The organism is Microbacterium sp. UFMG61 (assembly GCF_015354505.1).
Taxonomy (GTDB): domain Bacteria; phylum Actinomycetota; class Actinomycetes; order Actinomycetales; family Microbacteriaceae; genus Microbacterium.
Genome location: NZ_JACAFP010000002.1, coordinates 1 through 26,698, shown reverse-complemented (window position 1 = coordinate 26,698; position 26,698 = coordinate 1). Strand labels below are relative to the sequence as shown.

The 26,698-nt window shown below is 70.0% G+C and carries 24 protein-coding genes; 9 read left to right on the top strand and 15 right to left on the bottom strand.

Annotated features, from left to right (window positions below):
* Positions 1-186 precede the first annotated feature (186 nt).
* The gene (locus IXW21_RS02065; RefSeq protein WP_194762615.1) at positions 187-1,371 is read right to left on the bottom strand and encodes a glycosyltransferase; all 1,185 of its coding nucleotides are present in this window, start codon (positions 1,369-1,371) and stop codon (positions 187-189) included.
* 157 nt (positions 1,372-1,528) lie between these two features.
* Here IXW21_RS02065 and IXW21_RS02060 point away from each other — a divergent pair, with 157 nt between their 5' ends.
* The gene (locus tag IXW21_RS02060; RefSeq protein WP_194762614.1) at positions 1,529-2,002 is read left to right on the top strand and encodes an adenylyltransferase/cytidyltransferase family protein; all 474 of its coding nucleotides are present in this window, start codon (positions 1,529-1,531) and stop codon (positions 2,000-2,002) included.
* Positions 2,003-2,056: 54 nt separating this feature from the next.
* Here the strand turns inward: IXW21_RS02060 and IXW21_RS02055 are convergent, their stop codons facing one another.
* Complete coding sequence (locus IXW21_RS02055) at positions 2,057-2,449, bottom strand: SIP domain-containing protein (RefSeq protein WP_194762613.1); 393 nt, start codon at positions 2,447-2,449, stop codon at positions 2,057-2,059.
* 84 nt (positions 2,450-2,533) lie between these two features.
* On the opposite strand from IXW21_RS02055, the gene IXW21_RS02050 reads away from it, so the two are divergent.
* The 3 genes from IXW21_RS02050 to IXW21_RS02040 all read left to right on the top strand — a co-directional run bounded on the left by IXW21_RS02050 (position 2,534) and on the right by IXW21_RS02040 (position 6,150).
* Positions 2,534-2,797, top strand: a complete 264-nt coding sequence (locus IXW21_RS02050; protein WP_194762612.1) for a glutaredoxin family protein — start codon at positions 2,534-2,536, stop codon at positions 2,795-2,797.
* 91 nt (positions 2,798-2,888) lie between these two features.
* Positions 2,889-4,298: an MFS transporter gene (locus IXW21_RS02045; protein WP_194762611.1), complete on the top strand. Its 1,410-nt coding sequence runs from the start codon at positions 2,889-2,891 to the stop codon at positions 4,296-4,298.
* Positions 4,299-4,326: 28 nt separating this feature from the next.
* Complete coding sequence (locus IXW21_RS02040; RefSeq protein ID WP_194762610.1) at positions 4,327-6,150, top strand: aldehyde dehydrogenase family protein; 1,824 nt, start codon at positions 4,327-4,329, stop codon at positions 6,148-6,150.
* Positions 6,151-6,166: 16 nt separating this feature from the next.
* Here IXW21_RS02040 and pip read toward each other — a convergent pair whose 3' ends face one another.
* Together pip and IXW21_RS02030 are read right to left on the bottom strand one after the other, a co-directional pair.
* Complete coding sequence (pip, locus tag IXW21_RS02035; protein ID WP_194762609.1) at positions 6,167-7,129, bottom strand: prolyl aminopeptidase; 963 nt, start codon at positions 7,127-7,129, stop codon at positions 6,167-6,169.
* 10 nt (positions 7,130-7,139) lie between these two features.
* On the bottom strand, positions 7,140-8,024 hold the full coding sequence (locus tag IXW21_RS02030; RefSeq protein ID WP_194762608.1) for a neutral zinc metallopeptidase: 885 nt from the start codon (positions 8,022-8,024) through the stop codon (positions 7,140-7,142).
* A gap of 103 nt (positions 8,025-8,127) precedes the next feature.
* Between IXW21_RS02030 and IXW21_RS02025 the strand changes: the two genes are divergently transcribed.
* Complete coding sequence (locus IXW21_RS02025; protein WP_194762607.1) at positions 8,128-9,117, top strand: malate dehydrogenase; 990 nt, start codon at positions 8,128-8,130, stop codon at positions 9,115-9,117.
* A 52-nt stretch (positions 9,118-9,169) separates the two neighbouring features.
* Positions 9,170-9,640, top strand: a complete 471-nt coding sequence (locus IXW21_RS02020) for a recombinase family protein (protein ID WP_194762606.1) — start codon at positions 9,170-9,172, stop codon at positions 9,638-9,640.
* A gap of 82 nt (positions 9,641-9,722) precedes the next feature.
* On the opposite strand, the gene eccCa is transcribed toward IXW21_RS02020, so the two are convergent.
* The 8 genes from eccCa to IXW21_RS01980 form a co-directional block, all read right to left on the bottom strand.
* Positions 9,723-13,697 carry a type VII secretion protein EccCa gene (gene eccCa, locus IXW21_RS02015; protein ID WP_194762605.1) on the bottom strand — a complete coding sequence of 1,325 codons (3,975 nt, stop codon included), beginning with the start codon at positions 13,695-13,697 and terminating at the stop codon, positions 9,723-9,725.
* The gene (locus IXW21_RS02010) at positions 13,694-14,953 is read right to left on the bottom strand and encodes an RDD family protein (protein WP_194762604.1); all 1,260 of its coding nucleotides are present in this window, start codon (positions 14,951-14,953) and stop codon (positions 13,694-13,696) included. Before IXW21_RS02010 ends, eccCa begins: the two co-directional genes overlap by 4 nt.
* The gene (locus IXW21_RS02005) at positions 14,953-16,311 is read right to left on the bottom strand and encodes a hypothetical protein (RefSeq protein WP_194762603.1); all 1,359 of its coding nucleotides are present in this window, start codon (positions 16,309-16,311) and stop codon (positions 14,953-14,955) included. Before IXW21_RS02005 ends, IXW21_RS02010 begins: the two co-directional genes overlap by 1 nt.
* 61 nt (positions 16,312-16,372) lie before the next feature.
* Positions 16,373-17,827 (bottom strand): hypothetical protein, encoded by a 1,455-nt coding sequence (locus IXW21_RS18380; protein ID WP_194762602.1) that lies wholly within the window; start codon positions 17,825-17,827, stop codon positions 16,373-16,375.
* Positions 17,817-19,151, bottom strand: a complete 1,335-nt coding sequence (locus IXW21_RS01995) for a S8 family serine peptidase (RefSeq protein WP_194762601.1) — start codon at positions 19,149-19,151, stop codon at positions 17,817-17,819. The genes IXW21_RS18380 and IXW21_RS01995 overlap by 11 nt, the downstream gene beginning before the upstream one ends.
* Entirely contained in the window at positions 19,151-19,588 is a 438-nt protein-coding gene (locus IXW21_RS01990; protein ID WP_194762600.1) for a hypothetical protein, read from the bottom strand. The genes IXW21_RS01995 and IXW21_RS01990 overlap by 1 nt, the downstream gene beginning before the upstream one ends.
* A gap of 126 nt (positions 19,589-19,714) precedes the next feature.
* Positions 19,715-19,996, bottom strand: a complete 282-nt coding sequence (locus tag IXW21_RS01985; RefSeq protein ID WP_082298072.1) for a WXG100 family type VII secretion target — start codon at positions 19,994-19,996, stop codon at positions 19,715-19,717.
* Positions 19,997-20,039: 43 nt separating this feature from the next.
* Positions 20,040-20,357 carry a WXG100 family type VII secretion target gene (locus IXW21_RS01980; protein WP_067115405.1) on the bottom strand — a complete coding sequence of 106 codons (318 nt, stop codon included), beginning with the start codon at positions 20,355-20,357 and terminating at the stop codon, positions 20,040-20,042.
* Positions 20,358-20,642: 285 nt separating this feature from the next.
* On the opposite strand from IXW21_RS01980, the gene eccD reads away from it, so the two are divergent.
* The 3 genes from eccD to IXW21_RS01965 are packed head-to-tail and all read left to right on the top strand — an operon-like array spanning position 20,643 to position 24,694.
* Positions 20,643-21,977, top strand: a complete 1,335-nt coding sequence (eccD, locus tag IXW21_RS01975) for a type VII secretion integral membrane protein EccD (protein ID WP_194762599.1) — start codon at positions 20,643-20,645, stop codon at positions 21,975-21,977.
* 3 nt (positions 21,978-21,980) lie between these two features.
* Positions 21,981-23,330 (top strand): type VII secretion protein EccB, encoded by a 1,350-nt coding sequence (eccB, locus tag IXW21_RS01970; RefSeq protein ID WP_194762598.1) that lies wholly within the window; start codon positions 21,981-21,983, stop codon positions 23,328-23,330.
* Positions 23,330-24,694 (top strand): S8 family serine peptidase, encoded by a 1,365-nt coding sequence (locus IXW21_RS01965; RefSeq protein ID WP_194762597.1) that lies wholly within the window; start codon positions 23,330-23,332, stop codon positions 24,692-24,694. Before eccB ends, IXW21_RS01965 begins: the two co-directional genes overlap by 1 nt.
* 39 nt (positions 24,695-24,733) lie before the next feature.
* Here IXW21_RS01965 and IXW21_RS01960 read toward each other — a convergent pair whose 3' ends face one another.
* The 3 genes from IXW21_RS01960 to IXW21_RS01950 all read right to left on the bottom strand — a co-directional run.
* Entirely contained in the window at positions 24,734-25,402 is a 669-nt protein-coding gene (locus tag IXW21_RS01960) for a hypothetical protein (RefSeq protein ID WP_194762596.1), read from the bottom strand.
* The gene (locus IXW21_RS01955) at positions 25,399-26,229 is read right to left on the bottom strand and encodes a PP2C family protein-serine/threonine phosphatase (protein ID WP_194762595.1); all 831 of its coding nucleotides are present in this window, start codon (positions 26,227-26,229) and stop codon (positions 25,399-25,401) included. Before IXW21_RS01955 ends, IXW21_RS01960 begins: the two co-directional genes overlap by 4 nt.
* Positions 26,226-26,698: FHA domain-containing protein (locus tag IXW21_RS01950; protein WP_194762594.1), on the bottom strand; the 473-nt coding region annotated here is incomplete at its 5' end. The genes IXW21_RS01955 and IXW21_RS01950, both read right to left, overlap by 4 nt.

Here is a 26,698-nt window from a genome sequence, read left to right as displayed (position 1 = left end):
TGTCGGGAGTTACGCATTCGGGCACCTATTCGGGAGGGGGCAGCCGCCTCGGGGGACGAATCGTAAAACATATAGATTCGGTAACGGCCGGACTCATCCAATACCGCTCTCGGCCGTTCCTCAAACCTCTGCCATGGTTCTTTCGGGAAGTTACCAGGTTGTATATCGGTTTGTGGAACCGGTTGTCTAGAGCTCGCCGGGTTTCATCGCCTCGGCGTCGATCGCCCTGATGACGCGCAACGTCGCGGTGTCGGGCTTCGGTTCGGCGTCCGTGGCACCCTTCCGGTCGCGCCTCGCCGGCGCGTAGACGACGAGCGAGTGGAACAGGAATCGCGCGAAGAAGGCGACGATGAGAGAAAGTCCGGTCGCGAGCACGCTGGATATATGCCAGGTCTCGACCATGAGCGCCATCACGGGGATGCGCAGCGCGGCCTCGACGTTGTTGAACGTGAACGAGGCGGCGAAGCGACGGCCGAGCCCTCGGGCGTCGGTGCGCATGTCGGCGAAGACGAACTTCTCCTGAAGGATGAAGTTGCCCACGATGGTGACCTCGGCGCCGATGATCGCCGCCCAGATATAGGGCACCCCGAGGGCCGTGAGCGCCCACATGATGCCGAGGTTCGCGGCGGCGCCGATCGCGCCGATCAGCGCGAAGAGCGACATCTTGCCGAATCGCAGTCGCGTCAGGTGCGCGACGAACGTCGCGCCCTGACGGAAACTGGCTTTTGAGGTGCCGTGCCGCCTCTCGGCGAACTCCATGGGCACCTCGGCGATGCGCAGATCGGTGCGGGCGAGGATCTCGAGGAGGATCTTGAAGCCCTGCGGCTTGAGCGCGTCGAGGTCGAGGCGACTCCGGTCCACGAGGAAGAACCCTGTCATCGGGTCGGTGCTGCGGGCGAGCCTGATGGGGAACATCGCCCGGGTCAGCCAGGTCGCGGCTCGGGAGACCCCGAAGCGCACAGCCGTGCCGAGACCGCTCGTGTCTCCCCCGCCGACGTACCGCGAGGCCGCGACCACATCGGCGTCGCCCTCCGCATGGCGCGCCAGGAGGGCTGCGAGGAGCTCGGGCGGATGCTGCAGATCGCCGTCCATCACGATGCAGAGGTCGGATGCCGCCGCCTGCAGTCCCACGACGACCGCGCCGCCCAGACCACCGGTGTTCTCGGTGCGGTGGATCCCCCGGACGGGGATCTCGGCGTCGGCGGCCACGCGCTCGACCTCGGCCGCGGTGTCGTCGCTGCTGTCGTCGACGAACAGGATCTCGGCGTCGAAGGCGGCGAGCGCCGTCGCCGTGCGCGCGACCAGCTCCGCGACGTTCTCGCGTTCGTTGAAGGTCGGCACGATGACGGTGACCGCTGTCGCCACGAGCATCCCCCTTCGCCTGTGCACGCAACCGCTGCGGCATCCATAGTTCCATGTGCACCTGTGGGCGACGAAACCGACACCTGCTAGACTGCCCGAGTGCGGCTGTGGGAGTCGCTGAGCGGATGGGGATCCGCTCCTGGGGAATCACTGATCTGGGGAGATCATGGGGACGCGCATCGGCTATGCCGTTGGTGCCTTCGACCTGTTTCACGTCGGGCATCTGAACCTTCTTCGTCACGCCAAGCAGCACTGCGACGTCCTCGTCGCGGGTGTCGTCAGCGATGAGATGCTGCGGCAGGTGAAGGGCATCGAGCCCGTCATCCCGACCGCGGAGCGGGCGGAGATCGTCCGCCACATCTCCTTCGTCGACGACGTGTACGTCGAGACCACGCCATCGAAGATGGACTCCTGGCGAGACGTGCAGTTCACGCACTTCTTCAAGGGCGACGACTGGCGCGGAACCGACAAGGGCCTGCGCCTCGAGCGCGAGTTCGCGGTGGTCGGGGTCGAGGTCGTGTACTTCCCGTACACGGCGCACACCTCGAGCTCATCGCTGCGGCGAGCGCTCGACGCGATCACGGCGGGCGCCACCCTGGGCGGCACGGCGATGGGTGGCGCGGCACTCGCCACGGTCTGACGGACCGCTGCGCACCGATGTCACGGTCTGACGCAACGCGCCTGCCGCGCCCCGTCAGTTCGCGACGCCGAGCAGGCTGCGCGCCATGCGCGCGACATGCGGCGGGGTGTGCGGACCGAGCCAGACGGTCCACTGAGCCGGCGGCTCGGAGCACGTCCACTCGATGAGCCAGGAGTGCACGGCGTTGGCGAGCCGCTCGCCTTTGGCGTGCTGACGCGCGCCGTCGCCCCGGAGCAGCCACCGCACCGACACGCCCTCGGGCACGTCGATGTGGCGGAACTGGATGCGCGCGGCCGCTTCGAGGAGGATGACTCCCTCGGCATCCCAGGGCATTCGAGCTGCGATACCGGCGATCACTCCGGCGTCGGCGGCATCGCCGGCGATCAGCACGGCGCCCTCGATGTTCTCCCAGTCCGGATCGTCGAGATGCTCGCACGCGTGATTCATGCAATCAGTATAGGTAAGGCTACCCTTACTCTTCAATGTCGCGTTTCCGGTCCACCGTCAGCTGCGCCGCTTTAGGCTTGAGGTATGACCACTGCCGCAGATTCCGCGATCACCATGTTCGGCGCCGACTGGTGCCGTGACTGCATCCGCACCAAGAAGCAGCTCGACGCCCTCGGTGTCGAGTACACCTACGTCGACCTCGTCGCAGAGCCCTCTGCCGCGGACGTCGCGAAGGAGATCTCGGGACGCACGAACATCCCGGTCGTGGTCTACCCCGACTCCTCTCACCACGTCGAGCCGTCGAACGCCGACGTCGAGGCGAAGCTGCGCGAGCTCTCGCTCATCTGATCCCGCTCGACTGATCCCGCTCGGCGGAGAGCCGATCGGACGCCGCGATCCGAGCCCGGGGTCTGCTCCACCGCACCGCTACACTGGCGCGATGAGCACCCCGGCTCGACCTGAGCGCGCGTCCGTCCGCCCGTCCGGCCGACTTCCGGGTCGCCTGTCCCGCCGAACAGTGGCGCTCTACGCCGTCGGCTCGCTCGGCTCGGGCGGCTATGCGACGCTGCCGGGTCTGGTCCTGACGTATTTCCTGACCGACAACCTCGGCGTCTCCGCGCTCGTGGCCGGTCTCATCGTGACCGCCGCGAAGATCTGGGACGTCGTGATCGATCCCGTGATCGGCGCGGCATCCGACCGACAGCTCGCCCGCACCGGATCCCGTCGCGGATTCATGGTCGCGGGAGCTCTCTCCCTTCCGTTCTTCTTCGCGGCCACGTTCGCCGTGCCGCCGTCGTGGGGCCCGGCCGCGGGAGCGGTGTGCGTCCTGCTCGCCTTCCTCGCGACCGCGACGGCGTTCAGCCTCTTCCAGGTCCCGTACATCGCCCTGCCCGCCGAGCTCACCTCCGACTACGACGAGCGCACGAGACTTCTCGGATGGCGCGTCGTGGTGCTCACCGCCGCGATCCTGCTGTTCGGTGCGGGTGGCCCCGAGCTGCGGAGCGCCGCATCGGATCCCGTGCTGGGCTACCTGCTGATGGGCGCCGTGGCCGGCATCGCGATCGGCCTGGGCATGTGGGTGGCATCGCGGACGGCGGATGCCCCCGCCGAGGCGCCCGCCGACCACACCGCTCCCCCGGCGGGCCTGCGCGCGCAGTACGCGGCCGGTCTGCGAGTCCTGCGTCGGAGCCAGCCCTTCCGAGCCCTGCTCGGCACCTACCTGCTGCAGGCATTGGCCACGGGCACGATGCTGGCAACCGCACAGTACGTGGCGACCTGGGTGCTGGGATCAGAGGACGCCGTGACGCTCGTGTTCATCGCTCTCGTCGGCCCCGCCCTCATCGCGACGCCTGCGTGGGCGGCCCTGGCCCGGCGCGTCGGCAAGGAGCGCGCATTCGCGATCGCCAGCGTTCTGTTCCTGATCGCCGCCGCATCCCTGACCCTCGCCGTGTGGTCGCCGGGCGCCTGGATCTACGCCTCGGTCGCGGTCGCCGGCGTGGCATACGCGGGGCTGCAGGCCCTGCCGATGGCGATGCTCCCCGACGTGATCTCACACGACGAGCGGGCGAGCGGTGGAGGTCGCGGGCAGGCGGGGACGTTCACGGGTGTGTGGACCGCCGGCGAGACGGTGGGATTCGCGCTCGGCGCCTCCGCCGTGGCGCTGATGCTCGCCGCGACCGGGTACGTCTCGACGGTCGCGGGAGCCTCGACCGCGCAACCGGATGCCGCCGTCGCGGGCATCGCGCTGAGCTTCAGCGTGCTTCCCGCCGCGCTCATGGCCGCGAGCCTCATCACACTGCGGCGATATCGTCTGCGTCGATCCGACATCGACGTCGCACCGCCCGCATAAGCTGGGACCCCGTCCGAAGGAGCCGCCGATGACCTCTGCGACCACGCCGTCCACCTCGACGAAAGCCGCCGCCTCGAAGCCCGCCGCGAAGAAGCCCGCGCCACGGAAGCCCGCGAGCGATCCCGCGGAACTCGGCGACGGGGAGCGCGCACGGCTCGACGCCGCGATCGGCGAGCTGCACATCGGCTCCCGCACCTGGGCCGCCCTGTCGCTCGCGCAACGCGTCACACTGCTTCGCGGTGTGCGCACCAGCACCGCCGCCGTCGCGGAGGACTGGGCGACGACCGCGGCATCCTCCAAGGGTCTCGATTCCCGTCATCCACTGCGCGGCGAGGAATGGCTGAGCGGTCCGTACAGCGTGCTCGGCGCGCTCGACGCCTACATCGAGACGCTCTCGCGCCTGTCGTCGGGCACCAACCCGCTCGACGGCATCCGACTCGACCGCGCTCCGGGTGGGCGCACGCGCGTGCAGGCCTTCCCTCTCACCGGGATCGACCGGTTCTTGCTCTCGGGCTTCACGGGAGAGGTCTGGCTCGAGCCCGGAGTCACGCCGAACGCCGCGCGATCCGCCGCGGGACTCGCGCAGCGCACCCCCGGCGACTCGGGAGGCGTCGGACTCGTGCTCGGCGCGGGCAACGTCACCTCCATCCCCGTGCTCGATGTGCTCTACGAGCTGCTGGCGCACAACCGCACCGCTCTGCTCAAGGTCAATCCGACCCAGGACTCGCTGGTTCCCGTGTACAAGCGCGCCTTCGCGCCGCTCATCGCCCTCGGACTGCTGCGCATCGTGCGCGGCGGCGCCGCCGTCGGCGCGTATCTGACCGCCCATCCCGACCTCGCGCACGTGCACATCACCGGCTCCGCCGCGACGTTCGATGCGATCGTCTGGGGCACGGGATCGGCCGGCACCCGGCGCCGCCGCGAGAACCGCCCGCAGCTGAAGAAGCCGATCACCGCCGAGCTCGGCGGGGTCTCGCCCATCATCGTGGTGCCGGGCGACTGGACCGACGCCGATCTCACCTATCAGGCAGAGCACATCGCGACCATGCGCCTGCAGAACAGCGGACACAACTGCATCGCCGGCCAGGTCGTCGTCCTGTCGTCGGACTGGGCGCAGGCCGACGCTTTCCGGGCCGCGCTGCGCCGAGCGTACGCGAACGCCCCCGAGCGACCCACCTGGTACCCGGGGTCGTCGTCCCGCATGGATCGCGCGGCGCACGACTACCCGGATGCGCTCGTGCTGGGCGATCGGATGCTGGTCGAGATCGGGGCGGACGACGACGCCACCGCGCTGCAGAACACCGAGTACTTCGCACCGGTGCTGGGAGTCGTCTCGCTGCCCGGTCACGGACAGGAGTTCCTCGACAGGGCCGTCTCGTATGCGAACGAGCGCCTGCAGGGCACGCTCGGCGCCAACCTGCTGATCGATCCGGCCACCGAGAGGTCGCTGGGCAACGGCTTCGAGAGGGCGATCGCGGCCCTGCGCTACGGTTCGATCGCCATCAACGGCTGGACCGCCTTCGCCTTCATCACGCCCACGCTGACCTGGGGCGCCTTCCCGGGCAACACGATCGACGAGGTCGGCAGCGGGATCGGTGTCGTCCACAACGCCCTGCTGCTCGACCGCGTGGAGCGCTCGGTGCTGCGCGCGCCGTTCCGCCCGTTCCCACGCTGGGTCGGCGGCGCAGTGCGCCCCGCGGGGCGGGGCAGCCGCCGGACGATCCTGCCGAAGCCCCCGTGGTTCGTGTCGGCTCGCACGGGTGCGGCCGTCAGCGAAGGTCTCACGCGGTTCCGGGCGCACGGCGGCGCCGTCGGATTGATCACGACGCTCGCCGCGGCGCTCCGCGCCTGAGCGACCGCGGAGCGGGTCAGCCGGCGAAGCGGTCGGTCGCCGCTCGCAGCGCGACCTGGATCCCGGGCTCCGCCGCGGAGTGGCCGGCGTCGTCGACCACGACGAAGTCGGCCTCGGGCCAGGCCCGATGCAGATCCCAGGCGGTCATCATCGGCGTGCACACGTCGTGACGCCCCTGCACGATGACGGCGGGGATGTGGCGGATGCCTTCGACGCCGGCGATCAGCTGCCCCTCGGTCCACCAGCCGCGGTGCACGAAGAAGTGGTTCTCGATACGGGCGAACGCGGTGGCTGTGCGCGGGTCGGACATCGACTCGATCTGCGCGGCATCCGGTCGCAGCGTCACGGTCGACGCCTCCCAGCGCGACCACGCGACGGCGGCCGGCGCGTGAACGGCAGGGTCCGGATCGAAGAGACGGCGGTGATACGCATCGATCATGTGAGAGCGCTCGAGGATCGGGATCGGAGCGAGGAACTCCTCCCACAGATCGGGGAAGAGCGCTGCCGCACCGCCCTCGTAGAACCATTCGAGCTCTTCGCGACGCAGCGTGAAGATACCCCGGAGCACGAGCTCGCTGACGGCATCCGGATGCGCCTGCGCGTAGGCGAGAGCGAGGGCGCTGCCCCACGACCCGCCGAAGACCTGCCACGCCTCGATGCCGAGATTCCGGCGCAGCAGCTCGATGTCGGCGATCAGGTGCGCCGTAGTGATGAAACGCAGGTCCGCGTCGGGAGCACTCGCGTGCGGGGTGCTGCGACCGCATCCGCGCTGATCGAAGAGCACGATCCGATACCGCTCCGGATCGAAGAAGCGGCGCTGCCAGGCCGAGGTGCCGCTCCCCGGGCCTCCGTGCAGGAACACCACGGGCTTGCCCTCGGGGTTGCCGCTCACCTCCCAGTAGACGCGGTGCCCGTCTCCGACGAGCAACTCCCCCGTCTCGTGGGGTTCGATCGGCGGATACAGCGCGTCGAGGTTCATGGGTCCAGCCTCACAGGTCACCGGCCGAGGCGGTGAGAGGCTCGGCGCACGTGTCGAGACCGTTCTGGTAGCCGTTCGCGAACCAGTACTTGCGCTGCTCGCTGGTGCCGTGCGTGAAGCTCTCGGGATTGACCGAACCGGACGACTGCTCCTGGATGTTGTCGTCGCCGACCGTGTTCGCGGCGTTCAGCGCGTCTGCGATCTCCGCCTCGGTCGGCTCCAGCAGGTAAGGGACGCCGTCCGAGTCCTTCTCCTGCGTCATCTGACCGATCCACGCTCCGGCGTAGCAGTCGGCCTGCAGCTCGATGCGCACACCGTTGCTGTCGGGACCGGTGCCGTTGTTCGGATACCGCTCCATGTCGCCGGTGATGTACTGGATGTGGTGGCCCCACTCATGGCCGACGATGTACAGCTGGGCGAGGTTGCCGGCGGATGCGCCGAACTGCTGCTGCATCAGCTGGAAGAACGACGGATCGATGTAGACGGTCTCATCCGGCGGGCAGTAGAACGGCCCGACCGCGTTCGAGGCGGTTCCGCACCCGGTCGCCGTCGCCCCGTCGACGATGATGAACCCCGGGGCCCGGTACCCGTCCACGTGATCTTCCCAGAAGCCGTCGAGCGCCAGTTGCGAGCTCGCCACCCGGCAGTCGACGTTCTCGTTCGCGTCCTCGCCGGTCAGACAGTTCTCGATCACGCTGCCCTCCGACGGCTCCGCGCCGCCGCCGGTGCCGCCTCCCCCGCCCAGCAGACCCGTCAGGTCGATGCCGAGCAGCGGGCCCGCGATCAGGGCGATGATGCCGAGCAGCCCGACGCCACCCGCCCCGGCGACCACGGCACCGCGCCCGCGGCGACGGGCGGTGCTTCCGGAGACATCGGCGTCGGGATTGAAGGTCATGCCATGAGGGTACTCTGCACACCGTCGCCCCGGAGCGCGCGGTTCTTCGCGGGTCGTGCTCATCTCCGGTCACACCGGCATCCTGGCGTCGTAGGCTCATGTCATGACGACCACGATCACCATCAGCGGCGCAGGCGGACAGATCGGGTACGCGCTGCTCTTCCGCATCGCCGCAGGAGACCTGCTCGGCCCGGACGAGAGGGTGCGGCTGCGGCTGCTGGAGATCCCCCAGGGGATCGGCGCCGCCGAGGGCGCGGCTCTCGAGCTGCAGGACGGCGCTTTCGGTCTGCTCGAGCACGTCGAGGTCACCGACGACGCCGCCGTCGGCTTCGACGGCTGTGATCTGGCTCTTCTGGTCGGCGCGCGTCCGCGAGGACCCGGAATGGAGCGCGGCGACCTGCTGGCCGCGAACGCCGGCATCTTCGGGCCGCAGGGCGCGGCGATCGCCGCCCACGCCTCGTCGGACGTGCGGGTGACCGTCGTCGGGAATCCCGCGAACACCAACGCTCTCATCGCCTCCGCGTCGGCCGACGGCGTGCCCGCCGAGCGTTTCACCGCGCTGACACGACTCGATGAGAACCGCGCCAGGGCCCAGCTCGCGCAGACGCTCGCGGCGCCCGTCGACACGATCAGGCGTGTGCCGATCTGGGGCAACCACTCCGCGACGCAGTTCCCCGACGTCTCGCACGCGACCGTGGCCGGACGCCCCGTGACCGAGGCGCTCGAGGCGATCGTCGGCGATGTGCCGGCGTGGCTCGCCGACACCTACATCCCGCGGGTCGCCAAGCGCGGGGCGGAGATCATCCAGGTGCGCGGCTCCTCGTCTGTCGCCTCCGCCGCGAACGCCGCCCTCGACCACGTGCGTGACTGGGTGCACGGCACCGAGGACTGGACCTCGGCGGGTGTCGTGTCGCACGGCGAGTACGGTGTGCCCGCCGGACTCATCTCGTCGTTCCCGGTGCGGGCCGTCGACGGCGAATGGCAGATCGTCGATGGCCTCGAGGTGAGCGAGTGGGCACAGGCGCGCATCGACGCGTCGGTCGCCGAGCTGATCGAGGAGCGCGACGCGGTCAGGGCTCTCGGGCTCTTGTGAGTGCTCCCCGTTCCGACCGCTGACAGGGCAGAATGGATGCCGGAGGTGCGCGATGAGCGAGACGATCGATCCACTGAAGGCCACGGCATCCGTCGATGAGGCGCTGACCAGCCCGCTGCATCTGCCGCATGCCGCAGCGGAATGCCCGAAGTGCTTCACCGAGCTGCAGCAGAACCGCGATTTCTGGTCTGCCCGCCCCGACGGCTCTCGACTCGTGGGACTCGTCGTCTCACGCGAGGGCATGCCGTCGGTCGTCGAGCAGCGCGACGACCTGACCCGGTTCGGAGTCCCCATCGAGGGCTTCCGTCACCCGGCTCCCGACATCCTCGAGAGCTGGAGCGACCGACTGTCGCGCCTCATCGCGACGCTGAACAAGGGCGACGTGCTCGTCGTGGCGAACATCAACGCCCTGGGACGCGACGCCGATGAGGGCGTGCGCGCCGCCGCCGAGCTGCGTCGCCACGGCATCATCGTCAAGGTGCTGAGCCACGACGCCCGGCACCTCGCCGACGCGGTGCGCTGAGCTGAGCTGCGGTTCGCTGAGCCGACACGCAGAAGGGCCCGCCGACGTCGGCGGGCCCTTCTTCGTGTTCATCGTGGGTCGATCACTGGTACTTCGGCGGCACCCACAGGAGCTGAGCGGATACGAGCCCACGATCGCGGCTGACGATCTGCGCACGACCGGGGATCGCGGGAATCGCCTTGACCTTGCCGATCAGCTGGCCCTCCTCCGGGCTGCCGGAGAGCAGGATGCCGGTCGCGCCGAGGTCGGTCATGCGCTGGATGATCGGGTCGTAGGCGGCGCGGCTCGCACCACCGGTGCGCCTCGTCAGGATGACGTGCAGGCCCAGGTCCGCCGCCTGCGCCAGCAGCGGAGCGAGCACAGCGATCGGGTTGCCCTGCGACGTCGACACGAGGTCATAGTCGTCGATGAGCACGAAGCCCTCGGCGCCCGTCCACCACGATCGTGTGCGCAGCTGCTCGGGAGTGACGTCGGCACCGGGGGTGCGACTCCGGAAGAACTGCGCGAGCTCGCTCATGCCCCCCTCGGTCATCTCGTGCGAGGTCAGGTACGCACCGAGGTACTCCTGAGGGATCTCGCCGAGCAGAGCACGTCGATAGTCGACCACGAAGATCTTCGCCTCGTTCGGACCGTACAGACGGGTGATCTCGTGCACGACTCCGCGCAGCATCGAGGACTTGCCGGAGTCGGCGTCGCCGTAGAGGTAGAGCAGCGGCTCGGCGATCGGGTCGATCGAGAACGGAGCGAGATTCGCCTCGTCGATGCCGAGCAGGATCTCGCGCGGCTCCGATCCGTCTGACGATGCGGCCGCGGCGACGGCACGCAGGTCGGCATGTCCGATCTGCGAGGGCAGCAGACGCAGCTTCGGTCCTGCGGGGCCGTGCCAGGCCGCCGCGACCCTGCCTGCGAGATCGTCGATGCCGTCGGAGAGCGACGACGCGTCGTCGACGCCGTCGATGCGGGGCAGCGCGGTCAGCATCTGCAGACCGTTGTCGTTGAGGCCGCGACCCGGGAGCGAGGTGACGTTCTCGGCCGCCTTGCGGTTGACCTCGGAGTCCGAGGGATCTCCGAGACGCAACTCGATGCGCGTGCCGATGAGGTCCTTGAGGTTCGCACGGACCTCCATCCAGCGCGCCGCCGTGATCACGACGTGCACTCCGTACGTGAGACCTCGCGCCGCGATCGCCTGGATCTGCGGCTCGAGCATGTCGAACTCGGCACGCAGGGTGCCCCAGCCGTCGACCACGAGGAAGATGTCGCCGTAGCCGTCGTCGGCCATGCCCTGGGCGCGCCGCTGCCGGTACGTGTCGATCGAGTCGATGCCGTTCTGACGGAAGTACACCTCACGCGCGTTGAGGAGGCTCGTGACCTCGGCCACCGTGCGGCGGACGATGTCGGGCTCCGACCGGGTCGCGACACCGCTCACATGAGTGAATCGCTGCAGGCCGGCGAAGCTGCCGCCGCCGAAGTCGATGACGAAGAACTGCACCTCCTGCGGAGTGTGCGTGAGCGCCAGGGCGACGAGCGCCGTGCGAGCGAGGGTGCTCTTTCCGCTGAGCGGTGCACCGACGATCGCCATGTGGCCCGCGGCGCCGCCCAGTGACACCGCGAGGGTCTCGCGGCGCTGCTCGAGCGGCACGTCGACGATGCCGAGAGGAACCGTGAGCGCCGCCGCGCCTCGCCACCGCGGCGAGATCAGCCCGAGCGCGGGGTCCTCGACGAGGTCGCCGAACAGCTGGTCGAGCGTCGCCGGAGTCTCGAGCGGGGGCAGCCAGACCTGATGCGCGGACGGCCCGCGACCGCTCATCATCTCGACCGCGATCTCGAAGGTGTTGCGCTTCTCTTCGGGCTCGGCGTCGACGACGGCCTCGGGCTCGTCGACCGGCGCCTCGGCGCGCCACACCGGGGCGGCAGTGAAGAGCTCGACCGCCGTCGAGCCGGAGCTCTGCGTCGAGCCGGACGATGCCCGGCGCCGGCGTCGGGGCGGCGGTCCCGACACGTACGAGGCCCGGAACTGGGTCATGGTCTCGGTGTCGGACTTCAGGATGCCGGCACCCGGCTGCGTGGGCAGGTGGTAGGCGTCGGGCACCCCGAGCACGGTGCGGGATTCGGCGGCCGAGAAGGTGCGCAGACCGATGCGGTACGACAGGTGCGTGTCGAGACCGCGCAGCTTGCCCTCTTCGAGTCGCTGCGAGGAGAGCAGCAGATGCACCTGCAGGGATCGTCCGAGACGACCGATGTTGACGAAGGTGTCCACGAACTCGGGCTTGGCCGAGAGCAGCTCGGAGAACTCGTCGGCCACGATCAGCAGCGCGGGCAGGGGTGCGAGGTCGGTGCGTCCGCCCCGACGGGCCTTCTCGTAGTCCGCGACGTTGGCGAACGGCCCCGTCGCACGCAGGAGCTCCTGGCGTCGGACCATCTCGCCCTGCAGTGCGTCCTGCATGCGGTCGACGAGCGAGATCTCCTCGCCGAGGTTCGTGATGATCGCCGACACGTGCGGCATATCCGCCATGCCGGCGAAGGTCGCACCACCCTTGAAGTCGACGAGCACGAAGTTGAGCTGCTCGGGCGAGTGGGTCATCGCGAGCGCCAGCACGAGCGTGCGGAGCACCTCGGACTTGCCCGAACCGGTCGCACCGATGATGAGACCGTGCGGACCCATACCCTGCTGAGCCGATTCCTTGATGTCGAGAATCAGCGGGCTGCCGTCTTCGGTCTGACCGATCGGTACCCGCAGGCGATCGCGCTCCAGGCGCGGCGACCAGGCCGCATCCAGGTCGATGTCGCGGACATCCGGGAGCCCGAGGAGCTCGACGAGCTCGGCCTGGTCGGTCGAGCTCTTCTTCTTCGCGATGGCGGTGCCGCCGGAGTACAGGGGCATGAGACGACGCGCGGTGGCCTCGGCTTCGACGATGCTGATCCCGTCGGCCTCGAAGGGGCGGGTCGACACCTGCAGGCTGACGAGCTCGGCATGCGAACCCTTCGTCGCGGGGTCGAAGGCGATGCGGAGCGCGTGCGGGTCGTCGAGGTCGGCCCATCGCGATGGCAGATCGATGACCGTGACGCCCTGGACTCCGTCGCCGCTCACGAGCACGTCGTTGAACGAGGTGCTCGCGCCGTCGGTCAGGATGACGATGTGCGGAGCCTGGGGAGTCGAGCCGTCTCTCGCGTATCGCGGGCGCTCGCGCACCTCTGCGGGCAGCATCTCCTCGAGCTCCGACAGCTGCGAACCGATCATGCGGGCAGCGCCGAGTCCATCGCGGACCGTGCGCGAGTGCGTGTGCGGGAGCCACTTCGCCCACTCCCACTGCGGCAGCACCGCGGCATCCGCGGCGACGACGATCTGCACCGTGTCGGGGTCGTGCATGGTCGCGGCGTGCAGCAGCATCGCGCGGGCGAGCGCCCGCGACTCGTTCTCGTCACCGGTGATCTCGATCCGCGCGTAGTCGCGGAGCGTGATGCCGACGGGAAGGTTCCTCTGCACCTCGTGCGTGAGCATGAAACGGTGTGCTGCCGACGCGGCCACCGGGTCGAGCTGCGCGAGCGGAGGGAGTTCGGGCGCCTCGAGCGTGATGCAGAGCGGCTGATCGCTCGTACCGACACGGACCGAGAGGAAGTCGGGGTCGTTGAGGCTGCGCTCCCACACGCGGGTGCGTTCCTCGGCGATGTAGGGAAGGGCCGAAGGTGCCGGCAGATGCCAGTTCGCGGCACGACGCTGCTGACGCGCCGCGACACGCACGGTCTGCCGCAGCTCGGTGAGGTACGCGAGATACTCGCGACGCGCACCGAGCGTCGCAGCCTGACGCTGCGAGCGCTGCCGCCATCCGTTGACCGCCACGAACCCGAGCGACGACAGCAGGAACATGCCGCCGGTGAGAAGACCGGTCGCCGACTGGTTCGACATCGTCACCATGACGATCGCGCCGACGCTGCCGAGCATCGGCAGCAGAGACCCCAGAACGCCCATGCCGCCGTCGTTCGGCTGCAGCTCGGGCGGAGCCTGGACGGGGACCTTGCCCGAGGGGACGCGGGGCGGTGCGAGACGGGGTCCTGTCATGCTCTCTCTCCGGCGCTGCTGTCGGTGCCCAGCAGGAGGCTGATCGTGAAGCTGCGGTTCCCGATGCGCACGCGGTCGGCGTCGTCGAGGAGCATCCGCTCACCCGCGACGAGTTCGGTCGTCTGCCCGTCGTCGGAGCGGACATCCGACCCGTTCGTCGAGCCGAAGTCGGTGACCCAGGTGCGGCCGCGGGAGTGCTCGATGCGCAGGTGCGTCTTCGACACCGAGGAATCGGGATCGGTCACGATCACGAGGCGGTCGTCGTGCGCGCTGGCGACAGGGCCGCGGCCGAGGTTGGCCGCGAGCGGGAGGGGCAGCTGCACACGCTGACCGGTGTCGAAGATGAGCAGCAGCGCTCCCGTGTCGGAGGCCGACCGGGATTCGGCGGTCGGCTGCTGCCCCGTCTGCGGCGCGACGCTGAACAGCGGCTTCTCGGCGCTGGGCCCGGCGTCGTTCTGAGGCTCGGCGCGGTGCGACGCGGCGCGCGCATCGGTCGGCTCGGAGTCCTCGTCGATCACCGCGGGGTGAGAGCCGAGAGCCACGACCTGCGGCGGAGCCAGGGACTCGGCGACGGCAGCCGGCGGGGGCGGTGACACGGCATCCGTCGGTGCCGCCTCGGCAGCACGCGGGGGCACGGACACGACGACGGTTCCGGCGATGCGGTCGGCCCAGGTGCGGCGCCGGCCGTCGCGATCCCAGGCGCTGGAGGCGACGACGACCCAGCTGCCCACTGCCACGAGGAACCCGGCGCCGGTGATCGCACCGCGCACGAACTGCCGACCGATGCCCGGAGAGTACGGGCGATCGCCCCGCGCGCTGCGCAGCCGCAGCACCAGGTTGCCGAGAGTGAGCCCGGTGCGCGCCTCGAGCACCCAGAAGAAGATGGCGAGCTCGGCGACCGTCACGCCGGCGAGCAGCACGCTGCGGGTGGTGATCAGCACCACGGCTGCGGCGAGGATCACGACCGCGGCATCGAGCGTGAAAGCGGCGATGCGCTGTCCGGTCGAGGCCGGCGCACCGACGAAAGCCGGGCCGAGGCCCTCGGCAGGACGCCGCTCACGCGCTCGGGAGGTCACCAGGGGGGTGGGCGCGGCGACCGCCGGGGACTGCCGGAGCGGAGCGCCGTCGACGCCCGGAGGCGCCGCGATCAGCGCAGGGGGCAGTGCGGGCACCGCACCGGGTTGACCTGCACCGGGGTTCACCGGAGGGATCGGGCCACCTGCCGACCGAGGCTGTGGTTCGCCGTTCCCGCTCATCACGCCATCATTCCACGGAGAAGCGACAGCGAATCCGCGAAGAGCAGCGCGGCGGGAAGAGAGAGCGCCACGGCCAGCCACTCGAACGCGTCGCCGAAGCGCGACCAGATGAGCGAGCTCGAGCCGCGCGAGATCGGAACGACGACCGCGACCGCGACGAGGGCGATCGCGAACAGCGCCGTCGCGCCGAGCACCTGGAATCCCGCGCCGAGCGCGAGGGCGGTCTGGATCGCGGCGACGACGAAGACCGCACCTGCGGCGGCCCGTGGCAGCCAGCGGAGAACCCGCGAGGTCGTGTGACGCGGGGTGAGCAGCAGAGCGAGGATGACGCACACGAGCAGCGCGATGCCGCCGGAGACGACGATCGGATCGGCGGACCAGGGACGCAGGAAGGCGACCGGAGCCATGACCGCCGCCACGACGCTCAGCACGGCGGTGCCCGCCACGAGCCGGGCCGACGAGTCATCGACCACCGCGGTGATGCGCTCGGTCCGCAGGATGCCGACGGAATCGGGAATCGCCCCGCGCACCGTCCACCGACTGGTCATGAAGTGCTTGTAGTCGATGAAGTAGCCCTCGGGCAGGTTGACGAGGCTGCTCGGCAAGGCGCGGAGGCCGAGTGGCACGAGCCCCAGCGAGATGGCGGCCGCATCGGCGGGTCCCCAGCGCAGCAGGAGCGCGAGCCCCCATACCGCGGCCAGGCTGACGAGCAGTACGGTCGCCGTTCCCGCGGCAGCGCGCATCGGACGTGCGCGCGCCGAGACGGCGACGATCGCGGTGGTGATGCCCGCGGCGAGGAAGCCGGATGCGGTCGAGAGGTGAGCACTCGACCCGAGGGACGAGGGGATCAGGAGAGCACCTGCAGCGAAGGACATGAGCACCGGCGCGAGAACGCCGAGGATGCCGCGCACGCCGGCCATCGAGTCACGACGTGCCCAGGCGATCGCTCCTCCGAGCGTCCCCGCGACCAGGATCAGCGCGACGACCAGACGCAGGAGCGGGTCACCGCCCCCCTGGGCGAACACGGCGACGAGCAGAAGTCCGCTGACCGCGAGCATCCACCATCGAGCACCGTGGTCGGCCCGGGTGGGCGCGTGCCTCGCGGCGTTCGCTGCGCGCGGCGCGAGTGCCGAGCGATCGATCAGCGCATAGAGGCCGCCGTCGATGAGATCCTCGCACTCCGTATCTCCGGGGATCTCGAATCCTCCGGGCCCGACGGTCACGAAGCGATCCTCCGTGGACAATCCGCTGAGCGCCAGCGCGTCGTCGAGAGTTTCGTCGAACGGCAGGGACAGGTCGATACGCCGATCTTCGCTCTGGAGCACGATGCGGCGCCGCTCTACGATCTCGACAGACACACCTGCACCCTATCGACCGCGTGCGACCTCGACCGCACGCCCCCTCTTCCGCTCACGCGGATCAGCCTGCGTGATCGTCGCGAGAGCCCGCCTGTGCACTCTTCGCGCGCGGTCCCCGCTCTTCCTCGTCCTCGAGCTTCGGGGCGACCGGGCCGCCGAGTCCGGAGCGCTTGCCCTTCTCCTCCTCGTCGGCACCGCCGGCGCCGCCCATCATGCCCATTCCCGGACGCATGCCGGAGCCGGCAGCGCCCGATGAACCGGACGCACCACCGGCACCACCGACACCCCCGACTCCACCGACACCGCCGACGCCTCCGGCACGGCCTGCTGCACCGCCCGCGCCGCCGGCACCGCCGGCCGCGGAATTGCCCAGCAGGCCGCCGCCGGCCTTGAGGCCGGCTCCTGAGGCACCGCCGAGACCGGAGCCTCCGAGGGCTCCCATGCTGCCGATGCCCGCGATCTTCGATCCCGCGGCGATCGCCGCGGCTCCGGCACCGCCACCGACGACTCCGCCGATACCGCCGCCGATTCCGCCGATACCGCCGCCTCCTCCGGGGAGGTTCCCGCCCGGAAAGGTGTTGCCAGGCGTGAGTGGGTTGCCGCCCCCGGTGCCTCCCGGACCGCCCGGCAGGACGCCTCCGCCCGGGAAGTCGACGGTCGGGTCGCCACCGTCCGACCCACCGGGGCCTCCGGGCCCGTCGGGGTCGTACTCCCAGTCCGGGCCGTCGGGGAACGTCGGAGAGGTCGGCGGTGTGAAGTCCGTCGGATACGTCGGATAGGTCGGATAGGTCGGCGTGGTCGGGTTCGTCGAGATCGGGGGCTCATATTCGCCGACACCGCCGGTCGGAGGCTGGTAGCCGCCTGCCCCGGGCGTGTACCCCGAGGGCCCGCCGGTGAACCCGGGTGTTCCGCCGATGTTCGGGGAGTCGACCTGGGTGCGCGGGAACGGGTCTTCGGCTCGCTTCGAAGGGTCCGATCCGGTGTATTTGTAATCGTCCAGTCGTCTGGTCGCTGACTCCAACCTGTCTGTGGGCTCGACGAGCGAGCTCTCCACGTCGTTCACGATCTGCCGAGCACGTTCTTCTCGCTGGTTTCCGAGGAAGTCACCGATCGCATCGAGGGCGGTGTCGGCCGCCAGCGGCCCCAGCACGGGGTGGACCACGAACGACGCGCCCTTCGCGGCGTTCGCCCAGAACGGATCGACCGACGCCGAGGGCAGCTCGGCCGCCGCGATCTCGCGTCGTGCCGAGTTGCCGTCGGCGATCGCGGTGTCCACCGCCTTCACGGTCTCGAGGATTCCGGAGACGTTCGCGCGGATCTCGTCGATGTCGGCCGTGGCACCGTCAGCCGAAGACCCCTCCCAGTGCTCTGACAGCCGCACCGCCGACAGAGCGCGATCGAGCGAGGTGAAGGCGTTGATCACCGCCGACATCCTCGGGATCATCGCGTCATCGAGCGTGCGGAGGCGCTCGAGCTCAGCCTCGAATCCGCCGCCGCCCATCTGCTTACCGGCCATGGTTCCCCCCTTGTTCGGTGGTCTTGCGTCGTGACGATCGTGTCAGCACGATCGCGAGGATGATGCCGCCGACGACCAGCAGCACCAGCAGGATTCCCCCGCCGATCAGCCAGGGGGCCAACGACGACTCCTGTGCCTGCGGCACGTCTGCCTCGGGCTGGGTCGTCGGAGCCACCGTCTGAGCACCGTCACCCATCGCCGCTTTCGCTTCGTTGACCTCTCGGAGCGACGGCTGGGCGTACGGGTCTTCGGTGTCGAAGAGCGGATTGACGTCCGGGTACTTCGTCGGGTCGACCGAGAGCATCCCGATGAGCGACGCGGCGCCGTAACCGGTGCTGTCGTTCCACTCGGGCTCGTGCTCGCCTTTGGTTCCCGTGTTGTGGATGAGGCTCTGGATCAGCTGCGCCCCGGTCGCCTCCGGATACTTCTGCTTCACGACCGCGAGGAACCCCGCCACGATCGGCGTCGCGAACGACGTTCCCGACCCGATCTCCTGCTCGTCCCACGAGGCGGGCGACCCGGGAAGCAGCAGACCGAGGCCGGGGGCTGCCACGACGACGTCATCCGTGAGATTGGGCTTGCCGTTGCTCCCGTTCTGGATCTTGCCGTCCTCGCCGAAGGCCTGCACCGCCACCACGCCGTTCAAGCCCGCGGGCCACAGCGTGACGCCGTCTTCGTTCGACATGCCGGCGACCACGACCGCACCGGCGGCGTAGGCGTCTGCCAGCCCCTTGCTGACGGTCGTGGTGCTCTCGGACGAGATCGAGATGATGTCGGCGCCGTCGGCCACCGCATCCGAGATCGCGCGATCGAGAGCGAATCGTCGGTCATCGCCCTGCGCCTCGCCGTTGGACTGCAGGCAATCGATCGACTCGCCGTCCGCGTCGTCGATGACGCCCCCGGAGGAGTAGTAGAGCACCTCGGCACCGGGCGCCACGCCCTTGATCGGCGTACCCCCCGCAGGAGCCTCGCCGGTTCCGGCGATCATCGACGCGACCCGCGTGCCGTGGGACGCGGCGGCGAAATCGGTGGAGACGGCGGGATACGGCGCTCCCGACGCATCGACGCAGTACGAAGGCTCGTCGATCGTGAGATTCGCGCCTCGGAGCCCGACGACGTCGGGGTTGATCTGGCTGTCGATCACCGCGATCTTGACGCCGTCGCCATCGAATCCCGCGTCGTGCGCCTCTTGGATCCTTCCTCGATCGAACCACCACAGCCCCGACTCCGAAGACGCCGCCGTCGCGCTCGATGGCACGAGGAACGCTGCGGACAGCGCCACAGCACCGACCGCCGCCATCAGTCCGCGGCGCGCTCGCCTCATCAGTAGTCGGCCTCGGCGGGCTCGTCCGCGTCGGAGATCGTCGGCGCAGACGCGTCGACTCCGGCCGAGGCGCCGCCCTGCGCGCCCGTGGATGCCCCCGTCTGCGCGGTCACCTCGTCTTCACCCTGCGCGACCGCGGAGTCGAGAAGGGAGGCGATCAGCTTCGCCTCGTCGGCGAGGGACGCATCCTGCTCGGCGATCTGCTCGACGGCCGCTCTGATCGCGTCGTGCGTGTCCTGGAGCTTGTTGAGCGTCCTGTCTGTCACCTCACTCATCGCGCCCGCGGCGCGCGCGACGGCGGTCCGGAACTCGAACGTGGCTTTCGACGATCCCCCTTCGGAGACTCCCACCTCGGCCGGGCTGGGGAACTCCTGCAGTTCGCGCAGAAGTCGCTTCAGCTCGGCGAACACTCCATCGAAGTCGATTGCGATGCTCATCGACGCCCCTCCTCTTCACAACGGCAATGATCCCGAATCATCTGCTCTGCTCTCCGGCGATTCGGACGAACAGCACAGCAGACGGCGCGGACCCGGGCATCTCTGCCGCGGGCCCGCGCCACGGGATCAGGCCCCGAACCGCCCGGCAGCCGACTTGTCGGTCTGCACGTACTGGCCCGAGATCTCCTCGGTCTTTCCTGCGATCTGCGTGAGCAGCTGCTGCATCTCACTCAGCGAGCGGTTCCACTTCGCCTGAGCCTGGTCGTAGGCCTGCTGGGCGGAACCGTCCCAGGCTGCGCGGAGCTTGCTCACCTCGGACTCGAGACGGTCGAGCTCGGAGCGAATGCCCTGCGAACCACTGCGGATCTGAGCTGCCAGAGCGTTGACCTGCTCCGGGCGAACTGACATCGACTGCATCATGTTCTCCTTATTGTCCTGTGAATGCGCGCGCTCAGGCGCCCGACATCATCGAGCCGAGGCCCGAAATGGTCTGCTGGTGCGCCTCTTCGGTCGCAGCCTGGTCACGCTCGGTGCCGGCGAGGGCATCTTCGAGCGTCACGAGGACCTCGTTGAGCTGACGAGCCTGCTCGTCCCAGCGGGACATCAGCGTGGTGAACGATGCGGCTGCCGCACCCGTCCAGAAGCCGCGCAGCTGCTCGATCTCGCTGCGGACCTTCTTGGTCTGCTGGTCGATCCCGGACTTGGTCTCCCGCACCGCCTGGGCTCCGCGGCGCAGAGCCCCCTCTTCTGCGGAGATGACATCAGCCATAACTCACTCCCTCCGGTCCTCACGGACACACGTGCGGGGAGCGCATCCCAGTGTTGGGACGACTTCGAAACAACCCCCCACGATTCGTTTCAGGTGCCAGGTTAGATCAGATCCGCACGGATCGCCAGAATTCCGTGAGCATCCGCAGGGAGATTGTGCACTCGATGGAGAAATCCCTCGCCCGCGCGACTACGCGTTGTCGCACGGCTCAACTAGGGTGAGAGGCGGAATGCGCGGCCACTTGTCCTCCTTCGTGGCTGCACACCATGGAGGGGGCTTCGTTCCATGACTCAGAGCAGCGCCACGGCAGGCACCGTGCTGCGACTTTCCGTCGTCAGCGACGATCGGCGACTCGATGTGGGCGTGCCCTCGCAGGTTCCGCTGATCGAGATCATCCCGGGCTTCGCGCGCAGCCTCGGCGTGCTCGACCCCACGCTCACCCACGGCGGCTACGCGCTGCAGCGCGCCGACGGCACCGCCCTCGACCCTGCACGCGGCGCTGCTGCGCAGGGCGTGCACGAGGGCGAGCTCCTCACTCTCGTGCGCGGCGGACTGACCAGCGAGCCGCGCGTCTACGACGATGTCGTCGAAGCCGTGATCGACGCGACCGCCGAGCAGCACGGGTCGTGGACCCCGGCCGACAGCTCGCGCACGGCGCTCTTCATCAGCATGACCTTCCTGGCGCTGTGCGCGCTGCTGCTGGTGGCCACACCGCCCACATCGCTGATCCCCGCCATCATCGCGGGATCCGGTGCGGTGGTGCTGAGCGTGGCCGCGGCCGTGCTCATGCGCCTGCGTCAGCCCGAGGCGGGGCACGCGCTCGGCCTCGCCGCCGCCGCATACGGCGGCCTCGCCGGGTACCTCGCCGTCCCCGTGCAGAGCATCTGGGGCTGGCCCCTCGCCGCGATGGGTCTCGGCCTCGTGATCGTCGGCGGCCTCAGTCTCGCCGTCACGCAGGACAAGCCCGAGATCCATCTGGTCCCCATCGCTCTCGGCGCCTCCATCGGCATCACGGCGACGGCGGCGGCGCTGTTCGGCGACGCGCTCTCCCCGTACGCGATCATGCTGGCCACGACGGCACTGCTCGCGAACGGCATCCCCTGGCTCGCCCTCAGCTCGACGCGCATCCGGGTGATCTCGCCGCAGAGCGACGCCGACATGTTCTCGGCCCCCGAGCCCATCGACGCCGACGAAGTCAAGCGCCGTGCGGCGGCGGGCACCCGCACGCTCATCGCGCTGCGGGCTGCGCTCGGTCTCGCCGCATTGATCGCGACCCCTCTCGTGGCCGCGAGCGGAGCGTTCGGCGCTGTGCTGTGCGTGCTCGCGTTCGTGGGCATGATGTTCCAGTCACGGCAGATCCACGCGCGCCTCGGCGTGCTGGTGCTCATGGCGATCGGCGCGATCGGCCTCGCGGCGACCGGCACCACCGTCGCACTCGCACTGCCCGACGTGCGCACCTGGATGCTGCTGGTGCTCGTCGTCGCCACGGTGATCCTGGTCGGACTGACGCTGCTCACACCGCGCGCGCGGCTCCGACTCACGCGCCTGGGCGACACGGTCGAGGTCGTCGCTCTCGCGCTGCTGCTGCCTCTGGGCGTCATCACGGCAGGGCTCGTCTGACCGATGGCGACCAAGAAGGATCTGATCGAAGCCCAGGGCTTCAGCCGCCGCCGCCTGCTCTCCGCCTTCACCGGCGGCGCCCCCGGCGGCAAAGAGCTCGATCCGGCCAAGCCGCTGCGCGCGGTCGTGGCGGGAGTCGCACTGACGGTCGGCGTGATCCTCGTCGGCGTCTTCTGGGGCATCATGCAACCCGGCCTGCCCGGCGACTGGCAGAACAACCGGCTGATCGTGGCGACGGACACCGGTTCGCGCTATGTGTCGGTCGACGGCACGCTGTATCCGGTGATCAACACGGCCAGCGCGCGCCTGCTGATCCCGGCGGGCGAGTTCAAGGTCGTGCGCACCGACCAGGCGGCGCTCGACGGCATCCCGATCGGCCCTGCCATCGGCATCCTCGGCGCTCCCGATGATCTGCCGGCGCCGAAGGCGCTGATCAACTCGTCGTGGACCGCCTGCATCGATGACGGAACAGGAGCTGCCGTCACCGTCTCAGACGACCCGGTCGCCGCGATCGCGACGGATACGGGCGCCGTCGTGAAGCGCGGAGAGGATCTGTTCGTCGTCGCCGACGGCCTGCGGTACGCGGTCGCCCCGGGCGATGCGAACGCCGTCCTGCGCGCCGCCGGGCTCGGCGCGAGCGACATCCTCGAGGTCGACGGACGCTGGCTCAACCTGTTCGCGTCGGGCGACGAGCTCGGGCCCATCCGCATCAACGGCTTCGGCGCCGCGGTGCCGGGCACAGATCTGACGGCCGGCACGATCGTGCACACGCAGGGCAAGCCCGCCGAGGAGCGGTACGTCGCCCTCGCCTCGGGCGAACTCGCGCTCCTGAGCCCCCTGGCGTACCAGCTCTACCTGCTCGGCAGCGGCGAGCAGGCACGTGAGGTCGAGGTGTCTCCCGCCGAGGTGGCCGATGTCCCGACGCTTCAGAACCTCGGCGGCACCGACTGGCCCGCTCAGCCGCTCGCCACCCTCCCGGCGGATCAGACGCCCTGCGCGGTCCTGTCCGGCGACGCCCGCACCGTGCTCGGTGCGACCACGGCCGAACTGCCCGAAGACCGTTCCGGTGTCGACGTCACCGTCGGCGGCGGGGCGCTGATGCAGGTGACCGGCGGCTCGGAGGACGCGGTGGGCATGGCCGTGCTGATCGACGAGTCCGGCACCGCGTACGCGATTCCCGGTGCGACGCTCGATGAGAGCTCCGAAGACGCCGCGACCGGCGCGATCGCCCAGCTCGGATATTCGCTGTCCGACGTCGGCCGGGTGTCGGATGCCTGGATCGAGTTCTTCGCCGCGGGGCCCGCTCTGAGCGCAGAGGCAGCGCGCGAGACCCCGGGCTCCGGATCGAACTGATGCGGCGCCGCCTGACAGCCCTCGCCACGCTCGTGCTGGGCGCCGCCGTCTTCGGTGCCGCAGCCCCCGCCACCGCCGCAGCCCCGCCTCACGCGGTCGCGCATTCGAGCACGACGCTGCCCACCCTCGTGTCGACCGCGACCGCAGCGGAGGCCTGCACGCCCGGCAACGCCGTGTACTCGCCCGAGGCGCCCTCGGCACTCGCGCGACTCGACGCGGAGCAGGCGAACCGTCTCGCCACGGGAGAAGGGGTCGTGGTCGCGATCGTCGATTCCGGGGTGGATGCGAGCAACCCGCACCTCGCCGGCACCGTGATCGGCGGAATCGACCTCGTCGGCGATGGAGAACGCGCCGACGGACTCACCGACACGACCGGACACGGCACCGCCATCGCGGGTCAGATCGCCGCGCAGCCTGTGGCCGGCTCGGGGGTCGTGGGCCTCGCCCCGGGCGCGAAGCTGCTCTCGGTCAGGGTGTTCCGCAGCACCGACAAGCAGGACATCGACAAGGGCTTCGGGCCGAGCTCGCAGCGGCTGGCCGACGGCATCCACTGGGCTGCCGACAACGGTGCCGACATCATCAACGTGTCCATGTCGCAGACATCGGATTCCGCAGTGCTCCGGGCCGCGGTCGAGCACGCGGCCGCTGTCGGCGCTCTCGTCGTCGCGAGCGCGGGCAACCGGGAATCCGACGCGGATGCCGAGGATGCCGCGAGGTATCCGGCGGCCTACGAGCAGGCGCTCGGCGTCAGCGCCGCAGACCCGCGGGGACTCGCGACGGACTCATCGATCCACGGCCCGCAGGTCGACGTGACGGCACCCGGCAGTGACGTGCTGACGGCCTTCCCCGGCGGCGGTGACTGCGTGTTCGCTCCGGATGCCCCCGCGTCGAGCTTCGCCACGGGGTACGCGAGCGCGGCGGCGGCCCTCGTCGCCGAGGCCCACCCCGAGGATCCCCCTGCAGGCTGGGCCTACCGACTCGCCGCCACGGCTCTGCGCGCCGATGCGGACAATCGCGACGACGTGAACGGCTGGGGTTTCATCCAGCCCACCGCCGCGATCGAGCTGCTGCCCGACCAGACGACCAGGGGCCCCGCCAGCCCGTTCTTCGACACCGTCGAAAGCGCAGCCCGACCGCCCGCGGCGGCTGTGAGCCCCGACCACGGAGCCTCACCGTTCCTGCTGACCCGCGACGCCGCGCTGCTGACCGCGATCGGCGGCGCGAGCCTGCTCGGTGTGCTCGGCATCCTGATCGTCCTCCGACGCCGCACAGAGGATCCCGTCGTCGACCAGGCCGAGGTCGAGCGTGAGGGCGGCCTGCTGAACCGTGCGGATCCCCACGCGGAAGCCACCCGCATCAGCTGACGACCGACGCCAGCCGTCACCAGCCGCCGTAACCCGTCGTCACCCGAAGACGAGGAAGCCGACTCCGACGAGCCCGGCGGCCGACACCGCACATGCCACCGCGAACGCGGCGAGCGTGAGCGTGCTCCATCGTCGAGAATGCTTCGCGACGGAAGGGCGCTCGGCATCCTGAACCCGTGTGGGCGGTACGCCGCCGATGACGACGGGAGGGGCGCTGGGGCCCAGCGGCGCCGGACGAGGCTTGTAGATGGCAGGCTCGGGAACAGCGGGGGCGGCGAAGGCCTCCGCCACGACGTCTCGGGCCTCGGGCTCCGACGGGTCGGGATCTGAGGGTTCGGGCGCCGGAGGGTCGGCAGCCTCGGCGCGACGGCGCGAACGACCGGGCGTGCGGGCGACGACGACCGTCGCCTCCTCCAGCGGTTCGCTCGCAGGTCTCGGTGAGCGATCGACCACGACGGTGGCCTCGTCCACCTGCTCACCGGCGTGCTGCGCCTCGTCGTCGGACGGCTCCGGCGGAGCAGCAGGAACATCGGTCGTGGCCGGGGGTGCCGGTGAGCGGTCGACGACGACCGTCGCCTCGTCGTCGGACGCGAGACCCGTGCTCTGAGCATCCGTTCCGTCCGTCGCGGACGCTGCGTTCGCTGCAGCTCGACGTCGATCACGCCGCGTGAGCATGACCGTCTCTTCGACGCTCTCCTCGCCGGTCATCGCACCCGCACCGGAATCGTGGTTCCTTCGAGCATCGAGTCGGTCAGCGCGGATGCTGCGGCGAGCCCTGCCTCAAGGTCTTCGGCGGGCCGGGTGCGTGACCCACCCGACACGACGTCGATCACGACGACGGAGACGTTGTCACGGCCACCGGCCTGCAGGGCACGTCGGATGAGAGCCGCCGCCGCGGTCTCGGGGCGTCCGTTCATCGTGAGGATCGCGCGGATGCCCTCGTCGCTGACCTCCCCCGTGAGCCCGTCGGAGCACAGCAGCAGTCGCTCGCCGTCGATCACGGGAATGAGCCAGCTGTCGGCGGTGCTGTCGGGACCCCCGATCGCCCGGGTGATCACGTTGCGCTGAGCGAAGGTCGCGAGGTCCTCGGGGCGCAGCTCTCCGGCATCCACGAGCTCCTGGCCGAGCGAGTGATCGATCGTGAGCTGCGTGAGCTCGTTGCCGTGGTGCCGATACACCCGCGAGTCACCGACGTTGAAGAGCAGCCAGTGCGGAGTCCCCTCATGCTCGAGAAGGGCCACGCCCGAGACGGTGCTGCCCGCTCCGCGCTTGTGCTCGGCGGCGATGCCCTCGACGACATCCGCCGCGCGGCCCAGCGCCTCGCGAACGTCGTCGACCTCGATCGTCGCGCCGGTCAGCGGCTCGAACGCCGCGACGACCGCCGCGCTCGCACGGTCTCCGGCCTCATGCCCGCCCATCCCGTCGGCGACGAGGAAGACGGGGGCGGCAGCGAGCACGGAATCCTCGTTCGCGGTGCGCGTGAGCCCCGTGTCCGAGAGCGCTGCGACGTTGAGCACGACGGAGGCGACGGTCACGAATCGCGCTCCGCGACCACGTGCATCCCGACCTCGCCGAGGATGAAGCGGCCGTTGCCGGTGACGCTCTCGCCCGGGTCGAGAAGGGTCTCGGTGCCGTTCTCCTCGACCACCACGACGCCGTTCGTGGCGTGCAGGTCGGTCAGTCGCCATTCATCGTCGTGAACGACCAGCCGCGCGTGGGTCTTCGACAGGGTGCGCGTGGTGTCGGAGATCGCCAGACGCTGCTCGCCGGGGTCCCCCATCGGGTTGCGTCCGATCACGACGCTCGCACCGGAGAGGGCGAAGGTGCGTCCGTCGTCGAGCACGAGCGATCGCCGCACCCCGCGTTTGCGGGCGACGACGACGGTCGCGTCGAGGTCGTCGTCGGTCGGACGCGGGCTCACGACCGTCTTGTCGACGTCGCCGGCGAGTCCGTCCCCGGTGAGCACGTCCGTCGGCGGCAGGGGGGCGGGAACCGCAGCGGGGG